Annotated in this window: 19 protein-coding genes and 1 tRNA gene; 13 read left to right on the forward strand and 7 right to left on the reverse strand. The window is 47.2% G+C overall.

Translation table 11 applies throughout. The features are described from left to right. Positions 1–27 precede the first annotated feature (27 nt). Complete coding sequence (locus BTJ40_RS07960) at positions 28–351, reverse strand: hypothetical protein (RefSeq protein WP_108732583.1); 324 nt, start codon at positions 349–351, stop codon at positions 28–30. A gap of 24 nt (positions 352–375) precedes the next feature. Further along, positions 376–822, reverse strand: coding sequence for a S41 family peptidase (locus BTJ40_RS22260; protein ID WP_157953966.1), 447 nt, complete (start codon positions 820–822; stop codon positions 376–378). Positions 823–1,349: 527 nt separating this feature from the next. On the opposite strand from BTJ40_RS22260, the gene BTJ40_RS07970 reads away from it, so the two are divergent. The 3 genes from BTJ40_RS07970 (at position 1,350) to hdeA (ending at position 3,638) form a co-directional block, all read left to right on the forward strand. Beyond that, positions 1,350–1,820 (forward strand): HNH endonuclease family protein, encoded by a 471-nt coding sequence (locus BTJ40_RS07970; protein ID WP_238152163.1) that lies wholly within the window; start codon positions 1,350–1,352, stop codon positions 1,818–1,820. Positions 1,821–2,194: 374 nt separating this feature from the next. Further along, positions 2,195–2,875 carry a hypothetical protein gene (locus tag BTJ40_RS07975; RefSeq protein WP_108732586.1) on the forward strand — a complete coding sequence of 227 codons (681 nt, stop codon included), beginning with the start codon at positions 2,195–2,197 and terminating at the stop codon, positions 2,873–2,875. A 334-nt stretch (positions 2,876–3,209) separates the two neighbouring features. After that, positions 3,210–3,638 carry an acid-activated periplasmic chaperone HdeA gene (hdeA, locus tag BTJ40_RS07980; protein WP_202862871.1) on the forward strand — a complete coding sequence of 143 codons (429 nt, stop codon included), beginning with the start codon at positions 3,210–3,212 and terminating at the stop codon, positions 3,636–3,638. Between the two features lie 299 nt (positions 3,639–3,937). On the opposite strand, the gene BTJ40_RS07985 is transcribed toward hdeA, so the two are convergent. After that, positions 3,938–4,013: transfer RNA gene (locus BTJ40_RS07985), tRNA-Arg, on the reverse strand. A 421-nt stretch (positions 4,014–4,434) separates the two neighbouring features. On the opposite strand from BTJ40_RS07985, the gene BTJ40_RS07990 reads away from it, so the two are divergent. Further along, positions 4,435–4,614 carry a PA3496 family putative envelope integrity protein gene (locus BTJ40_RS07990; protein ID WP_108735213.1) on the forward strand — a complete coding sequence of 60 codons (180 nt, stop codon included), beginning with the start codon at positions 4,435–4,437 and terminating at the stop codon, positions 4,612–4,614. A 359-nt stretch (positions 4,615–4,973) separates the two neighbouring features. Here BTJ40_RS07990 and BTJ40_RS07995 read toward each other — a convergent pair whose 3' ends face one another. Continuing rightward, a complete protein-coding gene (locus BTJ40_RS07995; RefSeq protein ID WP_108732587.1) occupies positions 4,974–5,666 on the reverse strand; it encodes a 2OG-Fe(II) oxygenase in 693 nt (230 codons plus the stop codon). Positions 5,667–5,966: 300 nt separating this feature from the next. Here BTJ40_RS07995 and ccmA point away from each other — a divergent pair, with 300 nt between their 5' ends. From ccmA to BTJ40_RS08045, 9 genes are all read left to right on the forward strand, one after another. Next, on the forward strand, positions 5,967–6,641 hold the full coding sequence (gene ccmA, locus BTJ40_RS08000; RefSeq protein WP_192879391.1) for a cytochrome c biogenesis heme-transporting ATPase CcmA: 675 nt from the start codon (positions 5,967–5,969) through the stop codon (positions 6,639–6,641). Further along, positions 6,628–7,341, forward strand: a complete 714-nt coding sequence (gene ccmB / locus BTJ40_RS08005) for a heme exporter protein CcmB (protein ID WP_108732589.1) — start codon at positions 6,628–6,630, stop codon at positions 7,339–7,341. The genes ccmA and ccmB overlap by 14 nt, the downstream gene beginning before the upstream one ends. 14 nt (positions 7,342–7,355) lie before the next feature. Further along, the gene (locus BTJ40_RS08010; RefSeq protein WP_108732590.1) at positions 7,356–8,099 is read left to right on the forward strand and encodes a heme ABC transporter permease; all 744 of its coding nucleotides are present in this window, start codon (positions 7,356–7,358) and stop codon (positions 8,097–8,099) included. Between the two features lie 2 nt (positions 8,100–8,101). After that, positions 8,102–8,344, forward strand: a complete 243-nt coding sequence (gene ccmD / locus BTJ40_RS08015) for a heme exporter protein CcmD (protein ID WP_108732591.1) — start codon at positions 8,102–8,104, stop codon at positions 8,342–8,344. A gap of 87 nt (positions 8,345–8,431) precedes the next feature. Further along, the gene (locus tag BTJ40_RS08020) at positions 8,432–8,881 is read left to right on the forward strand and encodes a cytochrome c maturation protein CcmE (RefSeq protein WP_108732592.1); all 450 of its coding nucleotides are present in this window, start codon (positions 8,432–8,434) and stop codon (positions 8,879–8,881) included. Next, positions 8,878–10,863: a heme lyase CcmF/NrfE family subunit gene (locus BTJ40_RS08025; RefSeq protein WP_108732593.1), complete on the forward strand. Its 1,986-nt coding sequence runs from the start codon at positions 8,878–8,880 to the stop codon at positions 10,861–10,863. The genes BTJ40_RS08020 and BTJ40_RS08025 overlap by 4 nt, the downstream gene beginning before the upstream one ends. A 15-nt stretch (positions 10,864–10,878) precedes the next feature. Next, positions 10,879–11,463, forward strand: a complete 585-nt coding sequence (locus tag BTJ40_RS08030) for a DsbE family thiol:disulfide interchange protein (protein ID WP_108732594.1) — start codon at positions 10,879–10,881, stop codon at positions 11,461–11,463. Then, complete coding sequence (locus BTJ40_RS08035) at positions 11,426–12,025, forward strand: YigZ family protein (protein ID WP_108732595.1); 600 nt, start codon at positions 11,426–11,428, stop codon at positions 12,023–12,025. The genes BTJ40_RS08030 and BTJ40_RS08035 overlap by 38 nt, the downstream gene beginning before the upstream one ends. 751 nt (positions 12,026–12,776) lie before the next feature. Further along, entirely contained in the window at positions 12,777–13,268 is a 492-nt protein-coding gene (locus BTJ40_RS08045) for a GNAT family N-acetyltransferase (RefSeq protein WP_108732597.1), read from the forward strand. Positions 13,269–13,538: 270 nt separating this feature from the next. Here the strand turns inward: BTJ40_RS08045 and BTJ40_RS08050 are convergent, their stop codons facing one another. From BTJ40_RS08050 to BTJ40_RS08060, 3 genes are read right to left on the reverse strand one after another with little or no spacing between them, the layout of a single operon-like run. Then, positions 13,539–14,642, reverse strand: coding sequence for a 3-deoxy-7-phosphoheptulonate synthase (locus BTJ40_RS08050; RefSeq protein WP_108732598.1), 1,104 nt, complete (start codon positions 14,640–14,642; stop codon positions 13,539–13,541). Positions 14,643–14,694: 52 nt separating this feature from the next. Next, positions 14,695–15,417, reverse strand: coding sequence for a 4'-phosphopantetheinyl transferase (locus tag BTJ40_RS08055; protein WP_108732599.1), 723 nt, complete (start codon positions 15,415–15,417; stop codon positions 14,695–14,697). Positions 15,418–15,429: 12 nt separating this feature from the next. Next, a complete protein-coding gene (locus tag BTJ40_RS08060) occupies positions 15,430–15,981 on the reverse strand; it encodes an enterochelin esterase domain-containing protein (RefSeq protein ID WP_157953967.1) in 552 nt (183 codons plus the stop codon). Positions 15,982–16,426: the final 445 nt, after the last annotated feature.

Consider the following 16,426-nt stretch of genomic DNA (forward strand, 5'->3'; position numbering starts at 1 on the left):
TGCTAGCTGATTCTAATGAGCACTTTGCTACTTTTCCATTTGTGTGTGGCTGATTACTCTAGTTATATGATTTATTGCGGGATCTTCTCCTGCGAAATATTCTTCAGAGGAGAGTGTCATAGGAACATGTGGTGCAATCCATATGCGATGATCTTCGGCCTTTGATGCTTGATGGTATTGAGATGAAATGATCCCCCAGACACCGCTATATGGAAGTTTAAACCATCCCGCTTCACCTAAATGGTTGGGTCTGCTCCCACTTGGTTCACCTACAATGATGATGTCAGTCAAACGATCGAGGTCTGCAGGTAACAAATGTGCAGCGAAGAAGGTATTCCGTCCAACAATCACAAATAGATTATTCTCTTCGCTATTTTATGAAAAATGAATTAACGATCTTGTCAGAGGAGGAATAATAGAACCATTGCCGCCATTGTTGTGACGCAAATCTAGAACAAGATTTTTTATTTTTCTACCCTTAGTGAATGCTGTGATCCCTTTGCTGAATACGTCCAGTGGGTGTGACTTATCTTGTGCGACTCTATTAAATTGTAAATATAGGAAATCACTGTCAGAGTTGTATTCAAGCCAATAGTTTTCTTTCTTGTTCTTTAGGTAAAGTAAGTTGTCGCTATTATTAGGTGCAGGTAAGGTTGGAAACCCTGTAAAGTTGAAAGGTTTTCCTGATAGAACTACTTGCTCTTTGATTCCTGATTTTTCTTCCAGAGTTAGTGGGATCTCTGATGCACGTTCTACTATGTCTAAACCCTCAAGAACCTCCGGTAAGGCCAGATAATAAGGCCCCAGCCAGTATTGTTGCATTTCATTATCGCGGGCATTTGCAGTGGAAATTTTTTCATTACCGCATCTATCGGCTGGTTGGCTACAGAAATGAGTTTTTTCCCTATAAGATGCTTATATTCAGTATCGGCATCTACAATGAATATCCCATCATTAAACCAATAGAGCTGGAATGGTAACTTGTTGAATGAGCCATTCCTAAAGTGGGTTGGGACAATAAAGTTGTGTCCATTCCCTAAGCTGGCAAGTAGCGCCACTCTGCCTCTTATATCCTTGTTGTAATGGCTCTCGACCTTTTATACAGTATAGGGGATAGCTATTGTTACTACATGCCGATTTCTTAACCATCTAAATTTTTTCAGTCGTATGTTAGCTTAATGATATTCATTCCTTGGGATAGGTAGATACAGCACATGCGTACTGATTTGTATTCATGCCAAAATGGATTAGCTTCTTGACGAAGCTCAAGGCTGTAATCAAAATACTCCCCAAGCAGTAATTAGCCGCAGTTTAGCTTTATGCGACTCAAGTCTTTTTTAATAGTGTCCATGTTGACCCTCAGCGGGTGTTATGAAATAACCCCTCAATCTTATGATCGCAGTGAGTGGTTGCCACGGTGGTCTGATGTCGATGGTGATTGCCAGAATACTCGCCAGGAGCTATTGATCCGGCTTTCTTTGGCTCCTGTTGCCTTCAGCAATGAGAAGAGCTGCACAGTGGTTTTAGGTTTGTGGATGGACCCCTATACGGGACAGTTTTTTGAAAAAGCCTCGGACCTGGATGTGGAGCATATAGTACCCCTATCCTGGGCTCACAAGTACGGTGGTGCTGGCTGGAGCCGGGAGCAGCGTAGAGCTTTTGCAGAAGACCCTGCAAATTTGTGGCTGGTTGATGATGGCCACAATCGCAGTAAGGGAGATAAAGGGCCCGATCAGTGGCTGCCGCCCTATAAGCCAGCCCAAGCCATTTATATTCGTCAGTTTGAGGTTGTGGCCCGTAAGTATCGGCTTGGCGACTGAATACGACACTCTACCGTTAGAGCTGACAGTGAGCTGATTTTTAAGTAAATCGGCTCCTGATGGAGATCACTGATCTCTGGGTTCTTTAGATTTTTCCCTCCTTGCTCCCCATCCTATTATTTCCTTCGGGTTAATTGGCAATAGTGATATGTAGCTATTCATCTATAGGTCCTGACATGAACGTTAGTCAGAAATGGCATTAATGCGCACCTTCTTTTAAGCACTGTGATTTTCTTCTCTTGCTGAATATTCATTTATGCGATTACTTGCCGATTAGACAGGGTGGGGTGTTACGAATTTGGCTTCCTTGGGTTACATAATTGAAGCGATATTTATGGGCATTGAATTGAGTTCAAAGATGATGGGGGAGAGCTATGGATAGAGTTGCTGGTATCTCGGCGTTTGGCATGGGATTAATTTATATTAGTGCTTTTGTATTCTTTGGTGCTTTTTGGTCTTTTCCATCAGGTGGAAGCCCCATAGAAAAAATGACGTTCTTGGCGCAAAACCAACTGATTTTTAATATTGCCTATACCCTTATGTACTTGGTCTTTGCGATCTTGCTGGGCTGTGTGGTAGTTAACATATATGAAAAGCTAAAAAGTAAGAGGAGGGAGATAGCTGCATTGGCATCCTTGTTTGGAGCAGTCTGGGTGGGGCTTGTCATAGCGAGCGGTATGATTGCAAATATAGGTCTCGCCTATGCTTTGGGGCTTATGGAAGTCAGTGTTCAGAAGGCTTTCGATACCTGGGGAATAATATACTTGATGGTTGAAAGTCTCGGTGGTGGCAATGAGTTGGTGGGTGGACTTTGGGTTCTGTTAATTAGCATTGCTGCATTGCAAGTTGGGCTTTTTTCTCGACCATTAAACTTTATCGGTGTGCTAGTAGGTGTGGCGGGAATTGCGACTATCTATCCAGATGATATCTTTACAGAAATATTCGGTATTTCCCAAATAGTCTGGTTTATTTGGTTAGGTTTCTCTTTATTAAAGCAGGACGGGCAAAGTCAAAAATGGGAGGCAGCAAACTCTATTACGAGCGCTAACAGCTAAAGGTGTCTATAGGTAAAGTCCGCTTTGTTCGCATGGAAGGTGTTTGAACAATAAAGTTTGTATGCAAGCAAGAAAGTATTTTTGATTTTTCCCAAAAAATGAAAAGTGCGTCTATTCTTTCAATGGGCCAAGTATTTGTCAGTTTAACGGCTTGGCTTGCGTTTCCGCTGTCATAAGGCTGGTGAATCCGGGGCTATTCCTTGCCTCGCTGTTTGTCGCGGTCATTTTTGTGACTTGTCGGCCGCTCTTCCAGGCCTGTGGGTAGCGAGCGGATTGCACATTACCTGCAATTGATTCACAGGGTGTTAGCCCTGAATATTTTGGAGATCTAATTGTGAAAAGTAAGCAGTACATTCTTCCTTTGGTAATTGCCAGTCTTGCTGCTTCTGCTGCCTTCGCGGATAACCATCCCAAGAAGCCGGCGAAAGACTGGACTTGTGCGGACTTCCTGGCTATCGATGATGAGTTTAAGCCTAAGGCTGTCTATTGGGCTGCCGCTTACGCTCAGAAAGGTAAAGAAGAGGGAGATATGCTGGATATCGAGGGCACTGAGAAAGTGACACCAATGGTGATTACTGCTTGCACCAAGGCGCCTAATGAATCCTTTTGGGCCAAGTTCAAAGAAGAGTGGCATAAGATCGGAATGCATCACAGGAAAGACAAAGCAGAAAAGGACATGATGAAGATGCAGAAAAAGATGCAGAATGGCACTCAGATGAACAATGGCAATGGAGGTACGGGCACAAACGGGACCAATCAATAGGGAGCGTTCGCCTGGACTTGTAGTGATGTATCCAGAAGCCCGGCTTGGCCGGGCTTTGTCTATTCTGAGATGGAGTTTCTCCGGCAAAATAGTTTCGGGTAATATTGCGGCGAGCGAGTAAAAAACAGGCAAATGGATTTGAATTATGAGTAAGACAGTCAGAAATGAAGCTAAGCGGGGGAGAGTGATTAGCCGCTCTACCAGGCTCTTCTGGGGTGGGGTTCTGTTGGCAGGGTTATTCTTGGCGCTATTTATGCACTCAGCGAAGGCGTGTGTGTACTGATTCGCCTAATGATGTGTGGCGCCCCCGGGTGGACTCGAACCACCAGTCCGGACTTAGGAGGTCCGTGGTTTATCCTGTTAACCGACGGGGGCGGATGCAAGTAGCTGACGGCCACTGCTGAGGAAGGGCGCTATTCTAGCCCGTGAAAGCAACTCTGTCATGTCATCCTTTTCCCTTTTGCTCCGCCTTCTGTCAAAGTGTACCAACTCAGTATGTCACTCAGGGTAACATTGGCGCCACTCGGTTACTCCTATTCCCGCCATCCCCATTTCTTAAAATTTTCGAAAAAGTTTCATAAATCTGTCTTTTTTCTTCGCTACTTTGACTTTGAAAGGGCGGTTTTTGCGGATGAATTTGCTTTGAGATTAGTCGGAGGGTTTCGTTGTGATAGCCGCATTTCCACTTGATAAATTATTGCTTGACCACGATTGATTGAGCTGGCTAATCTGCAATTGCACCCTCGGTGCGATAAGGAAATTTTTGCTTTCTCTAATCAAGATTATGGAGTTTCGTATGAGCGGCCACGTTAACGAAAGACGCCTAGATTTTGATAATGTGGGTATTCCACAAATTGCAACTGAAGTGCTGAAGGAAGCTACCTCTCAGCCGCCACGCGACGCACGTCGAATGGTAGAGGACAAACTGGAGGAAAAGCGATTAAGACGTGAATTAATGGACTATGACTTCGACTGATAAAATATGCTGAGGTATTAAGCGCGTTGGCGACCTATGCAGGGTACAGACGTTAAATAAAAGTAATTTCGAAAACCGGTTACTTTAACTGTACTCTGCGTAGTTAATAAACTTAATTCAACTCTTGCTTTTCCTGCCTAACCCGACCGGTTTTCTCTGTAAACCTTTCGTTATGATCAGAAATCGCCAAGCTATGGTTTCACATATCGCTTTACTCTTTTGACTGAACTTCTCCAGTAATTATTTTTGCAGAAGAGATGTTCCCGGAATCAGTGGAGTTGTATTTGTGCTGCGGAACTTTCAACGTACTGGAGCCCGCTTGGGAAGTGGGCTCCAGTACTTGGATCGGTGGCTGTAGCCTAAGTGTTTTGCGGGGCTGCTGAGTTACCTCCAAACAAGCCCAGCAGCCGCTTAAGTTTTGAGGCCAGTTTGCCGCGCTTGGCCTTCCTGTTTTTTTCGGCATCACTGACTAACCAAGCTACCTGGATAACCAGTCTTTTGCCCTCGAAAGGCAGGTGCCCGTGAAACGAGTTATCAGCCCTTTTAAATGCGGCCAAAGTACCGTAAGAGGGTTTTACTTCTGGTGCCGCTGTATCTTCAAAGTCGTTTCCGCTGTTTAAGAATCGCAGGCACCCTGTGCCGTCCAGAGTCCACTCGGGATTTAAGTAGAGCAGGGCTGTGGCAATTTTTGACTGGCCATCAGTGTGGATACGACCGTGACGCTTTTTGAGTGTGCGGCTGATCGACACATAGGTCGGGTATTGAGAAAGATTCTCAATACCCAGGTTGTTCCCGATAGCGTCGGCAAATTCCGGAGCCCTAAATTGTTCGATAAGTTCATTAATTGTGGTGCCACAACTGCTTCTATCGTAGGGGAGGTAGCCGGCCCCCTTGAGCTTGGGGAAGTCTTTAATAAACGATGCCATAAGACCCTCGGCCAGCAGGTTCTTGGCGACGAAAAAGGGGAATGGCTGTTGGTAAATCTGGCTCTCCTGGCCAATTAAAGTAGTAGCGTCGAGCCAGGAGTCAATATGGGTGGCGAGGTTGTTCATAGACACGCATCCTTACGAGCAGAAATATTGGCCCTTTTCGGGTCCAGCTTTATGTCGACTTCTGAGAATACCCACTTCCTTGAGGGTACAACGAGAACCAGGTACTAAGTCTCACGACCGTGGAAAAATATCAAAACTGCAATTCGGTGCCAATTTAAATAGCGCTTTTCCATGTGAATTAGTGGGCATTCTTGCGAAAGATCAAGAGTCTTTGAATTGTTGCGCGTTGAGACAATGCAATTAACGCTGGGGCCGGTATAATGCCGTTCAGATTTTTGTCAGAGCGGTTTTATCCTGGAAATGTCTGTGACCCCTAAGTCCCAAGTTGTACTGCAAGTGAGTGATCTCGCCTGCGAAAGGGATGGTCGGCGCTTGTTTGAGGGCCTTCGGTTCTCTTTACAGGCCGGCGCTGCAATCCAGATCAAAGGTAGTAATGGTGCGGGTAAAACGACCCTGTTGCGCACCTTGATTGGCAGTAGCAGCGATTTCAGTGGAGACATCCTCTGGTGTGGCACTCCCTACCCGCAGGCACTGTCCGCAATGCGGGAGTCCCTGCTTTATATTGGTCATCGGGGTGGGGTGCGCAGCGGTCTGACACCGCTGGAAAATCTCACCTGGTATGGCGCCGGTCAAGAAGATGCCCTCAAGGCCCTGGATAAGGTAGACCTGACCGGCTTCGAGGACAGCTTGTGCCATTCGCTTTCCGCCGGTCAAAATCGACGGGTCGCCCTGGCGCGACTATTCCTAAGCAATTCTCCCCGTTTGTGGATACTCGATGAGCCCCTTACTGCCCTCGATGTTGTAGGTGTTGCGGCCTTGGAAGAGCAGATGGCGGTTCATCTTTACAGCGGTGGTTCAATTCTGCTGACCTCCCATCAACCCCTGTCACTTGCAGGCCTCAGTGAGGTTAACTTGTCTGACTATTCAGTCTCTGAGTCTTTTGATGATTTTGGGGGAGAGCATGTCGACAGTTGATGTCCAAATGCCGGTGAGCGAAGTGCGCAGTGGTCCCGGTTTTATGGCGTTGTTCCGAATCGAAATGCTGCTCGCGCTACGAAAGCGAGCAGACATTGCCAACCCTTTATTGTTTTTTGTGACGGTTTTAGCACTTTTGCCCTTGGGGGTAGGACCTGAGCCCGAACTTCTGGCAAAGATGGCTCCGGGCATGATTTGGGTGATGGCCCTGCTGGCGACCATGCTCTCCCAGGAGAGCCTGTTTCGAGGTGACTTTGAAGATGGCACCCTTGAACAGCTCACCCTTTTACCACAACCGCTTTACTTTGCGGTTCTTGCAAAATCCCTGGTGCACTGGATTGCCACAGGCTTGCCGCTGGCACTGCTGTCACCGCTGCTCGCCCTGATGTTGAATCTACCAGTGGATGGTTATGTTTGTTTGCTGGTTTCCCTGCTGTTGGGAACTGCGAGCCTGAGCTTGATCGGGGCCATAGGTGCAGCGTTGACTGTTGCCCTGCGCCGCCCCGGTTTGCTACTGGCACTAATTGTTATGCCGCTGTATGTGCCCGTGCTAATCTTCGGCACCGGCGCGGTACAGGCGGCAATTGATGGCTATGCCTACAGCGCCCAACTTGCAATTCTGGCAGCGCTTTTAGCTGCTGCTGCGGCACTGGCACCACTCGCAGCTGCGGGTGCAATACGTATTAGCCTGGATAATTGATTCGGAGGTCTTTCTTGGCTTGGCAATGGTTTCACCGCTTGGGTTCGCCCCGCTGGTTCTATCAAAAAACTGAAGCCTGGCTGCCCTGGCTGGCGCTGGTTAGTGTTGTATTGCTCGCTGTAGGCAGTGCCTGGGGGCTGGGTTTTGCTCCAGAGGATGCCAAGCAGGGCAATAGTTACCGCATTATATTTATCCATGTACCCGCCGCCTTTCTAGCACTGGCCGGTTACTACATCATGGCGATCAGCGGCGCTATAGGCCTGATCTGGAAGATGAAACTCTCCTTTGCGGTGATGCGCGCTGCGGCACCGATCGGTGCGGTGCTGACTTTCATCTCGTTGTTTACGGGTGCCGTGTGGGGTAAGCCTACCTGGGGAGCTTACTGGGTATGGGATGCCCGCATTACTTCAATGCTGATACTTCTGTTTCTCTATGTCGGTGTAATGGCACTTTCCCACGCAGTGAGCCGGGAGCAGGTTGCTGATAAAGCTTCTGCGCTGTTGGCCCTTGTAGGCACCGTGAATATTCCCATTATTTACAAGTCTGTAGACTGGTGGTTTACCTTGCACCAGCCCGCGACAATTCGCCTGACCGAATCCAGCAGTATTGATCCGAGTATGTTTTATCCGCTATTGACCATGATTATCGGTTTCTACTGTATGTATGCCTGGACCCTGCTGACCCATACCCGCACTCTGCTGCTCAAACGCGAGATGCGCACCAAGTGGGTCCAGGAAGAACTGGCGGGAGGTCGATAAAAGTGGAATTTCAATTTGCCAACCTGGCCGAATTCCTGGTGATGGATGGCCACGGTGTTTATGTGTGGGTGTCCTTTGCAGTGACTTTCCTGTGTCTCGCGGGAATGGCTCTCTATCCTTACATTGCACGCCGGGGCCTGCAGGCAGAGCTGGTGCGCCAGCAAAAAATTGCCCAGCGTCGCCGTCAGGCCGTAAGTGAGCGCACAGTTACTAAAGAGAAAGAAATAGCAGAAGAGCCGGCTTAATCACAATTTGCTGAGCTTTAGCGGATAGGACTATGGAGAGCCTATCGGCTCATTAGAATTAAATAGTTATGGAGTAGGACTTATACAATGCACCCTGTACGCAAGCAGCGCCTGATACTCGTACTTGTCCTGGTGGTTTTGTCCAGTGCAGCCGTTGGCTTTGTCGCCTATGCGATGCGCGGCAATATCGATTATTTCTATGCCCCAAGGGCTTTTGCCGCGGGTGAAGTCCCGATGGAAAAGCGGATTCGTGCGGGCGGATGTGTTGTACCGGGCAGTGTACAGCGGGCTGATAACAGCCTGGAAGTCCAGTTTGTTATTACCGATGGTGAAGCCGAACTCTCTGTTGTCTTCGATAAAATCCTACCGGATCTTTTTGCCGAGGGTGAAGCTGCGGTAATTACCGGACAGTTGATGCCAAGTGGTGTACTGCGCGCAGACCAGGTTCTGGCAAAACACGATGAGAATTACACGCCGCCGGAGGTTGCCGATACCATGGTTTCCCACGAGGGTTGTACCGCTGGAGCGAAGATATGATCCCTGAACTGGGCCATTTTGCGTTAATCATTGGCCTGTTGCTTTCCATTGCACTTGCAACAGTGCCGATGGCCGGCAGCTACTCATCCCGTCCGGTCTGGATGGAGGCTGGACGCCCCCTGGCCCTGGGAATTTTTGCTTTCACCTTGATCGCTTTCGCTTGCCTGACTATTGCTTTTGTGCAGAGTGATTTCACTGTTAATTACGTAGCGCAAAACTCTAATAGCATCTTGCCGGTCTACTACAAAGTCACCGCTGTCTGGGGTGGTCATGAAGGCTCTATCCTGTTGTGGCTTCTGATTCAGGCGGGCTGGGCAGCGGCAGTAGCGCTGTTTGGTAAACAGTTACCTGAGGAGCTTTCGGCTCGGGTATTAGCCGTGCTCGGTTTTGTTCTGATCGGCTTCTTCCTGTTTATCCTCCTTACCTCGAACCCCTTTGATCGCACCCTGCCATTCCCGCCAATGGAAGGTTCTGACTTGAACCCGCTGCTGCAGGACCCAGGTATGATTTTCCACCCGCCCCTGTTGTATATGGGGTATGTGGGCTTTTCTGTGGCCTTTGCCTTTGCTATTGCCGCGTTGCTTGGCGGCCACCTTGATGCGGTGTGGGCCCGTTGGGCCAGGCCCTGGACTGCGGTAGCCTGGGCTTTCCTCACCCTCGGTATTGCCTTGGGGAGCTGGTGGGCCTACTACGAGCTGGGATGGGGCGGTTGGTGGTTCTGGGACCCGGTTGAGAATGCTTCCCTGATGCCCTGGTTGGTGGGCACAGCCTTGATGCATTCCCTGGCGGTGACTGAGAAGCGCGGCCTGTTTAAGAGCTGGACAATCCTGCTGGCGATTTTCGCCTTCAGTCTCAGCCTGCTTGGAACCTTCCTGGTGCGCTCCGGGGTAATTACCTCCGTTCACGCATTTGCCACTGATCCGCTGCGCGGGAGCTTTATCCTGGGTTTCCTGGCCGTGGTTGTCGGTACATCCCTGTTGCTGTTTGCCCTGCGTGCGCCGGCAGTCAGTGCCCGCAGTGTTTTCTCTTTCCGCTCACTGGAAACTTTCCTGCTCGGCAATAACATCCTGTTGATGTTGATTATGGGTATGGTTTTGACCGGCACCCTGTATCCACTTCTGGCAGATGCCATGAACTGGGGCAAGGTGAGTGTGGGTCCACCCTTCTTTAACCTGTTCTTTGTACCCCTGATGATCATTCTCTGCCTGTTGGTGGGTATGGGAGTGCGTGCTAACTGGAAGGACAGCCGCTGGGATAAGTTGCTGAGCGCATGGCGCCTGCCTTTCGTTGCCTCGCTGGTTATTGCGCTGCTTTGGCCCCTGGCCCTGGGTGATTACCATTGGGGGGCGTCGTTGGGCATCTTTATTGGAGTCTGGGTATTTGCTTCCAGCATCGCCGATATCGTGGCCAAGACTCGCAATTCCAGTTCATTTTTTGCCGGTCTGAAGCGTCAAAGAGCCAGTTACTACGGCATGCATATCGCTCATATCGGCCTGGCGGTTTCGGTGTTGGGGGTGGTGCTGACTACCGTTTATACCGTTGAGGAAGATGTGCGGATGGGTGCTGGTGATACTTATCAGGTATCCGGATATGACTTCAAGTTTGATGGCGTTCGCATGGCCCAGGGTCCTAATTACAGAGCCTTTGAAGGTGTGCTGCACGTCAGCAAGGGCGGCAAGCCGATAGCAGAGTTGCATCCGCAAAAGCGCAACTACTTGTCCGGCGGCAATACTATGACTGAGGCGGCGATTGATACGGGTCTCTTCCGCGATATCTATGTGGCGCTCGGCGAGCCGATGGATAGATCCAACCCCAATGGTGATTGGGCTGTGCGACTCCAGTACAAAGCATTTGTGGTTTGGATTTGGTTGGGTTCACTTCTGATGGCGATTGGTGGAGCTATTGCTGTAGCGGATAAGCGCTATCGCAAAGCGAAAGCCGCTAAAGCAGTAGAAGTTACAGGCAATGTTGCTACGGCGTAATAGTTGGAAAGGATAATGTCTAGACTCAAACTCTTTTTGCCCCTGGTAATATTTGCTGTTCTGGCGGTGTTATTTTGGAGAGGCCTCTACCTGAACCCACAGGAAATGCCATCTGCACTGCTGAATAAACCGGTGCCGGAATTTTCTTTGCAAAAAGTGGCTGATAACAGCCAGATTGTAGAGAAGAAAGATCTTCCCGATGGTCCGCATTTGATGAATGTGTGGGCCACATGGTGTGTGGCCTGCCGGGTAGAGCACCCCTATTTGAATGCTCTGGCTGAACAGGGCGTGCCGATCGTTGGTGTTAACCTCAAAGATGAGGATGAGGCGGCAGTTAAGTGGCTGGAAAAATTCCACAACCCCTACCTTTACAGTCTCGCTGATAGAGATGGTCGTTTGGCCCTGGACCTGGGGGTTTTTGGTGCGCCGGAAACCTTCCTGGTGGATTCCGAGGGGACTATTCGCTGCAAGCATGTTGGTGTTGTCGATAATAAAGTCTGGCAGACCAAGCTCCAGCCTCTGTATGAGAAATTGAAAAACCAGCGCTGGGACGATATTGTCGGTGAGCTATCAGATTCCCTCATCTCCCGTTGTCAGTGAAACGGAAGAAAAGAAAAGCCGTTTTATCTGCTGGCTGGGGCCGGTAGAAGATAAAACGGCTTTTCTACACCAGCTGGATACAGTTCGTTCTGAGTACCCCGACGCAAGCCACCACTGTACTGCGCTCGTAATCGGCAATCCGTCCAATCCCGAAGTCATGCAAGCTGATGACGACGGCGAACCAGGCGGTAGTGCCGGCCGGCCAATGCTGGAGTTGCTATTAAAGCAGGGCGTGGGTAACGTGGGGGCTATTGTTACCCGCTACTTTGGCGGTACCAAACTCGGGGTTGGGGGACTGATGCGAGCCTATCGCGGTGCCGTGGGCGCAGCATTACAGGATGTCCCTTTGCAACCTTTTATACCTTTGCATCAGACCTCCGTTTGTTGTGACTTTGCTCAGGAAGCGCGTCTGCGCTTTTTGTTAGGCCGCCACCAGGGAAGTTGTGGACAGGCGGACTATGCCAGCAAGGTCACAATGCCAATTTCTCTTCCCCTAGATCAGTGGTCGCAATTACAGACACAGTTATTGGCAGAGAATTTTCAGGTTCTCGACGATCATTAATTCTTTCAAATGACTCCATATTTGGCGAGCTTGGTTATTTTTGTTCCGGCATAGCCCAGTTCAGCCAATATTTTAATTTGAAAAAAAGTAATGGGTCACGCTAATGGACTTTAGCTCAAATTCAAACAGCATGATTTTGGCTCGCAAAAAATTGCTTATGGAAGCTTAGAGTGTAATATATTGAGCAGTTAACCGGTAATAGAAGATAAGTCAAATAACTGCACGCTTTCGCTGCCAGGCGGCTTACACACCTTTTTTGCTTTTCAGCTGTGTGTTGTAACGAGGTTGCTTTAATTGATGATTTCAAAGACTAAGAAAAATATTATATTTAGTTTGGGTTTAGTAGGATTACTTCTCGGTGGATTATATTTAATCAATATACCTATGGAATTGCCCCCTGAACACCAAGGTATATTTGAGGTGACAGGGAAGGTAGAGTCCTGTAGTTTCAGGAGTTTAACTAAGAATTCATCAAAATTTTTCTTGGGTATAGTGTTGGCGGGTTCTGAAAAGATATATCGCATGAATTTAAAGTATAAAGAACGCTATTTTTATGAGTCGTTATGCAAATCTAAGGCACGTGTAAACATCAGGTACCACGCCGTACAGAGATTAATAGGTCCTATAAGGTTTTGGGTTGATAGTATTGAGGTGAGGTAATATTACAAGTTAAGGAAGGATATTTTTCGGGCTGGGTGTACCAGGATGTACAGTTGATTAATATGCTACGTGAAGGGAGTGTTGATAAAGAATGTCTAAAGTAAATATACGCTCTGCAAATGAGCAGGATCTGGATAGATGTTTTGAGATTGAGTCCATATCCTATGCTGGTAATGAGGCTGCTACAAAAGAGAAAATTTTAAAGCGGATTCAGACTTATCCTGAAGGATTCCTCGTTATCGAAAACAATATAGAAATTATTGGTTTTATTAATTCGGGAGCGGCTCACAAGGTTGAGTTATCCAATGAAGAGTTCAAGGAATTAATAGGACATGATCCCAGCGGCGAAAATATCGTTATCATGTCTCTTGTAGTTCACCCTGAATATCAAGGCAAGGGTATGTCAGGCAAGTTAATGAATAGCTTTATTGCCGCTATGAGGAAGCTTGGGAAAAAGAGAATTTATCTTATCTGTCAGTCTGAGCTTGTTGATATGTACGCTAGATACGGTTTTATTTATCTCGGTGAGTCCGATTCTGATCATGGTGGGCTGAGTTGGCATGAGATGTCTCTTTCACTGTAGAATGCTTAGTCGGAATAGGCCGGGTGCTACTAAAAGGCATCGTATTTTTATTCATCGTATGTCCTAAACGTAGAATTTAACAAAGAAAATTGAGTGGGTTCTGACGTATTTGCCTCAGCGATTTGCTGACCTCTCTGTCAATTTGATCCATGCTTAATGGAGTTATTTTTCTATATTTATAAGTCTATCAAATATATACAAAATGATTCATATTTATAAGAGCTGCCATAACTATGGAGCAATGGCAGCATAAATATTTCCGAAGCATTATTATAAAGCACTTAGGTTCAACTCAATTTCCATATTGTGAGTCGCAGTAAATAAGTTTCGTCGTCTGACAATCGCTTCAGACAGCATTTCTAAAGTCTGGCAAGTATCCTCCCAGCCGATACAGGCATCGGTGATGGATTGTCCGTAGCGCATATTCTCCTTTTTGCAGATCTTTTGATTGCCCTCTATTAGGAAACTTTCAATCATCACTGCTGCAGTATTTTTCTGTCCGGAACTGATCTGTTTGCAGAGTGATTCTGCAACAACTAATTGATTACTGTGTATTTTTTGGCTGTTTCCATGACTACAGTCGACCATAATACCGGTGGGTAGTGATGCTGACCCAAGTTCGAAGATAGCCTGTTCCAGATCTTCAGGGTGGTAGTTGGGAATTTTTCCACCACGAAGGATTAAGTGGCAATACGGGTTGCCTGCAGACTGGATTGCTTCAAACTTCCCATTGCGGATCGTTGTGCAGAATATCTGCTGTGATTGTGCGGCCTGAATCGCGTTCATCGCGACCTTGATATTGCCGTCGGTACTATTTTTAAATCCGATAGGACAGGGGAGTGCTGAGGCTAATTCCCGATGTGTTTGTGATTCGGTAGTACGTGCACCAATGGCCCCCCATGAAATCAGATCTGCAATATAAAGGGCGTTTAGCGGGCACAGGAATTCAGTGGCAGCACCTAGTCCCAGTGCATTGATATTGAGTAATAACTCCCTGGCTTTAGTGAGCCCGGTATGCATATCGGCGCTGCCATCCAAATGAGGATCATAAATAAAACCTTTCCAGCCTACGGTGGTACGCGGTTTCTCAAAATATGTACGCATGACGAGACAAAGACTGCTTTCAAACTGGTTTTGAATTTCGGACAGTTTTTGCGCATAGTCTAGCGCAGCTTCAGGGTCGTGAATTGAGCACGGGCCCACGACTACCAGAAGGCGGTCATCTTCACCGCTTAGTATTCTGGCAACCTGGTGGCGAGTTCGCTCAATAGTTGAAGCGGTATCAGACGGGCATGGCATTGTTCGGATCAGTTCGTCATTGCCCGGAAGTTGCATATGAGTCCGTGCGTTCAAAATAGCTGGAACGTCAGACATAAAATGGTCCTTTTATTCTTAGCTGAGTTATGGCTGGTATTGTCTGAGTCGGCTAATATTCAACGATGCTCAATATGCCTTTATGATGTGGTTGATATCTGCCGATAAAAGTACTTCCACTGGGAACCCTGGAGGAGAGATCCCGCAAAATTCGCAACTCCAGTTTTTGTTGCTGAGGAAATAGCTTAGTAATTTCAGCATCCAGAAAATCGAAGTACTTTCCCACCTTTGGATATAGTGCCTTGAACAGACTCTCTTTGATTGAGAAGGCCACAGTCAACCAGTTTTCCAAGGGTAAGCCAGTTTCTGAGAGCAGTTTCTCCTCTGCATCACTCACTATGTTGCTTTTGATTTCTATAGCGGTTTTCTCTGTGATGATTTTTTCGTAATCAACTCCCAGCCCCAGAGATGTAGTACTGACAGCACAGATTGCCCGGTTGCCTGCATGAGTAATAGAAGCTTGTATTCCTTCTGGCCATATGGGGCAGCGATTTGACCCTACAGGGATTTCTGTCACCGGTGTGCCTAGTTTATTTAGTGCAAAATGAGCACAGCCTCGTCCGGCAAGAAATTCGGCCCGACGGGATGGCACAGCATTGTCTAATGTGTCTGGAAAAGGAATATTAAGTTGGGTGAAAAATGAGTCACAATATTTATCCACGCTAAAAGTGGTTTCTACAAGGCAGCCAGAAAAGTGATCAGACTCGATATTCTGATACTCACTTAGAAATGCGGATATTGGGCTGTAAGTTTTATTAAAGGATTCCTGGTTCATGATGTCGTTGCTTCAGCGGAGGGGTTCCCTTTGTGGGTTATTTTTCACACATGCAGCGCTCTTTAAACTACTGAAATTCAGAGACATAACGACAGTAATACCAGCTTCTGCAGCGAAAAAATAAATAGTATCGGCCATAGGGACAAAAATTTTGCTTAAAATACCAAATTCTACGGCATCAAAGGTATTGCCAATGACATAATGTACAGCCCAAAGGCTGTTTACTCTGACTTGGCGTTGTATTTGGTGCTTGTCATCAGTGGGAAGAAGTTTCTTTTCCCAGTTGGAACTGATCCACGTTTCTGTGGTGGGAATTAAGCGATAGCTGTCTCTACATTGATTCTCTATCTCCACTTGCCAATACCAAACAGCGCTTTCTAGCAGCCTCTTCAGGGAGGAGGGCGAGAGTGTATGGTGATTTTTTACACAATTAATAACGATAAAAACACGTTTGGTGGGGGAGCAAAGTTCACTGCCATTAAGATCTCTCCACAAAAATGTAAGAATTAATTTTTCCCTACCTAGGGAGCTCTCACTAAAAAATGGTAGTCCATGCCTCTTCACTTCCGACCACCACGGCTGGCTGCCAATCTCAAAAAATTGGGAGCGGTGAGAGAAAATAAATTTAAGTTCATGACGGCGGCCATGACAATCCCTGTATTTTGACGCTTGAGTAGTATGTATAGGAGTCTAGTCTTGATATCAACTCTCAAGAAGCCGTAATTATTAGCCGTTAGGCTACCCCATTCAAAATTTAGATGCAAATAAAAATTATTATCATTTGAGTATTGTGAGAATTTTGTCAATAAAATCAGTGAAAGAAACTTTATTTATACTCCTGCCCTGCTTTGTAATGTACTCCTTGAGTGCCTAGAGAGGGCTGTTGATAAGTCGAAAGAGGCAAGAATCCTCACACCTTTGGTAGATGACGCAGTGCCTTTTGGTCTGAGTCAGCGGTATCGGCTGTATATCTTCACAAAGTGAAAGATTTTGAGCGGAGTGAGATGAT

This window comes from Microbulbifer sp. A4B17 (assembly GCF_003076275.1).
Lineage (GTDB): Bacteria > Pseudomonadota > Gammaproteobacteria > Pseudomonadales > Cellvibrionaceae > Microbulbifer.

Bases quoted from the DNA above. Each gene is read 5' to 3' on its own strand.
- ccmB (WP_108732589.1), top strand. From the start codon at position 6,628: ATGTCGACAGTTGATGTCCAAATGCCGGTGAGCGAAGTGCGCAGTGGT.
- BTJ40_RS08045 (WP_108732597.1), top strand. From the start codon at position 12,777: ATGTCTAAAGTAAATATACGCTCTGCAAATGAGCAGGATCTGGATAGA.
- BTJ40_RS07990 (WP_108735213.1), top strand. From the start codon at position 4,435: ATGAGCGGCCACGTTAACGAAAGACGCCTAGATTTTGATAATGTGGGT.
- BTJ40_RS22260 (WP_157953966.1), bottom strand. From the start codon at position 822: ATGCAACAATACTGGCTGGGGCCTTATTATCTGGCCTTACCGGAGGTT.
- BTJ40_RS08030 (WP_108732594.1), top strand. From the start codon at position 10,879: ATGTCTAGACTCAAACTCTTTTTGCCCCTGGTAATATTTGCTGTTCTG.
- BTJ40_RS08020 (WP_108732592.1), top strand. From the start codon at position 8,432: ATGCACCCTGTACGCAAGCAGCGCCTGATACTCGTACTTGTCCTGGTG.
- BTJ40_RS07975 (WP_108732586.1), top strand. From the start codon at position 2,195: ATGGATAGAGTTGCTGGTATCTCGGCGTTTGGCATGGGATTAATTTAT.
- BTJ40_RS07995 (WP_108732587.1), bottom strand. From the start codon at position 5,666: ATGAACAACCTCGCCACCCATATTGACTCCTGGCTCGACGCTACTACT.
- BTJ40_RS08025 (WP_108732593.1), top strand. From the start codon at position 8,878: ATGATCCCTGAACTGGGCCATTTTGCGTTAATCATTGGCCTGTTGCTT.
- BTJ40_RS07970 (WP_238152163.1), top strand. From the start codon at position 1,350: ATGTTGACCCTCAGCGGGTGTTATGAAATAACCCCTCAATCTTATGAT.
- BTJ40_RS08055 (WP_108732599.1), bottom strand. From the start codon at position 15,417: ATGAACCAGGAATCCTTTAATAAAACTTACAGCCCAATATCCGCATTT.
- BTJ40_RS08050 (WP_108732598.1), bottom strand. From the start codon at position 14,642: ATGTCTGACGTTCCAGCTATTTTGAACGCACGGACTCATATGCAACTT.
- ccmA (WP_192879391.1), top strand. From the start codon at position 5,967: ATGTCTGTGACCCCTAAGTCCCAAGTTGTACTGCAAGTGAGTGATCTC.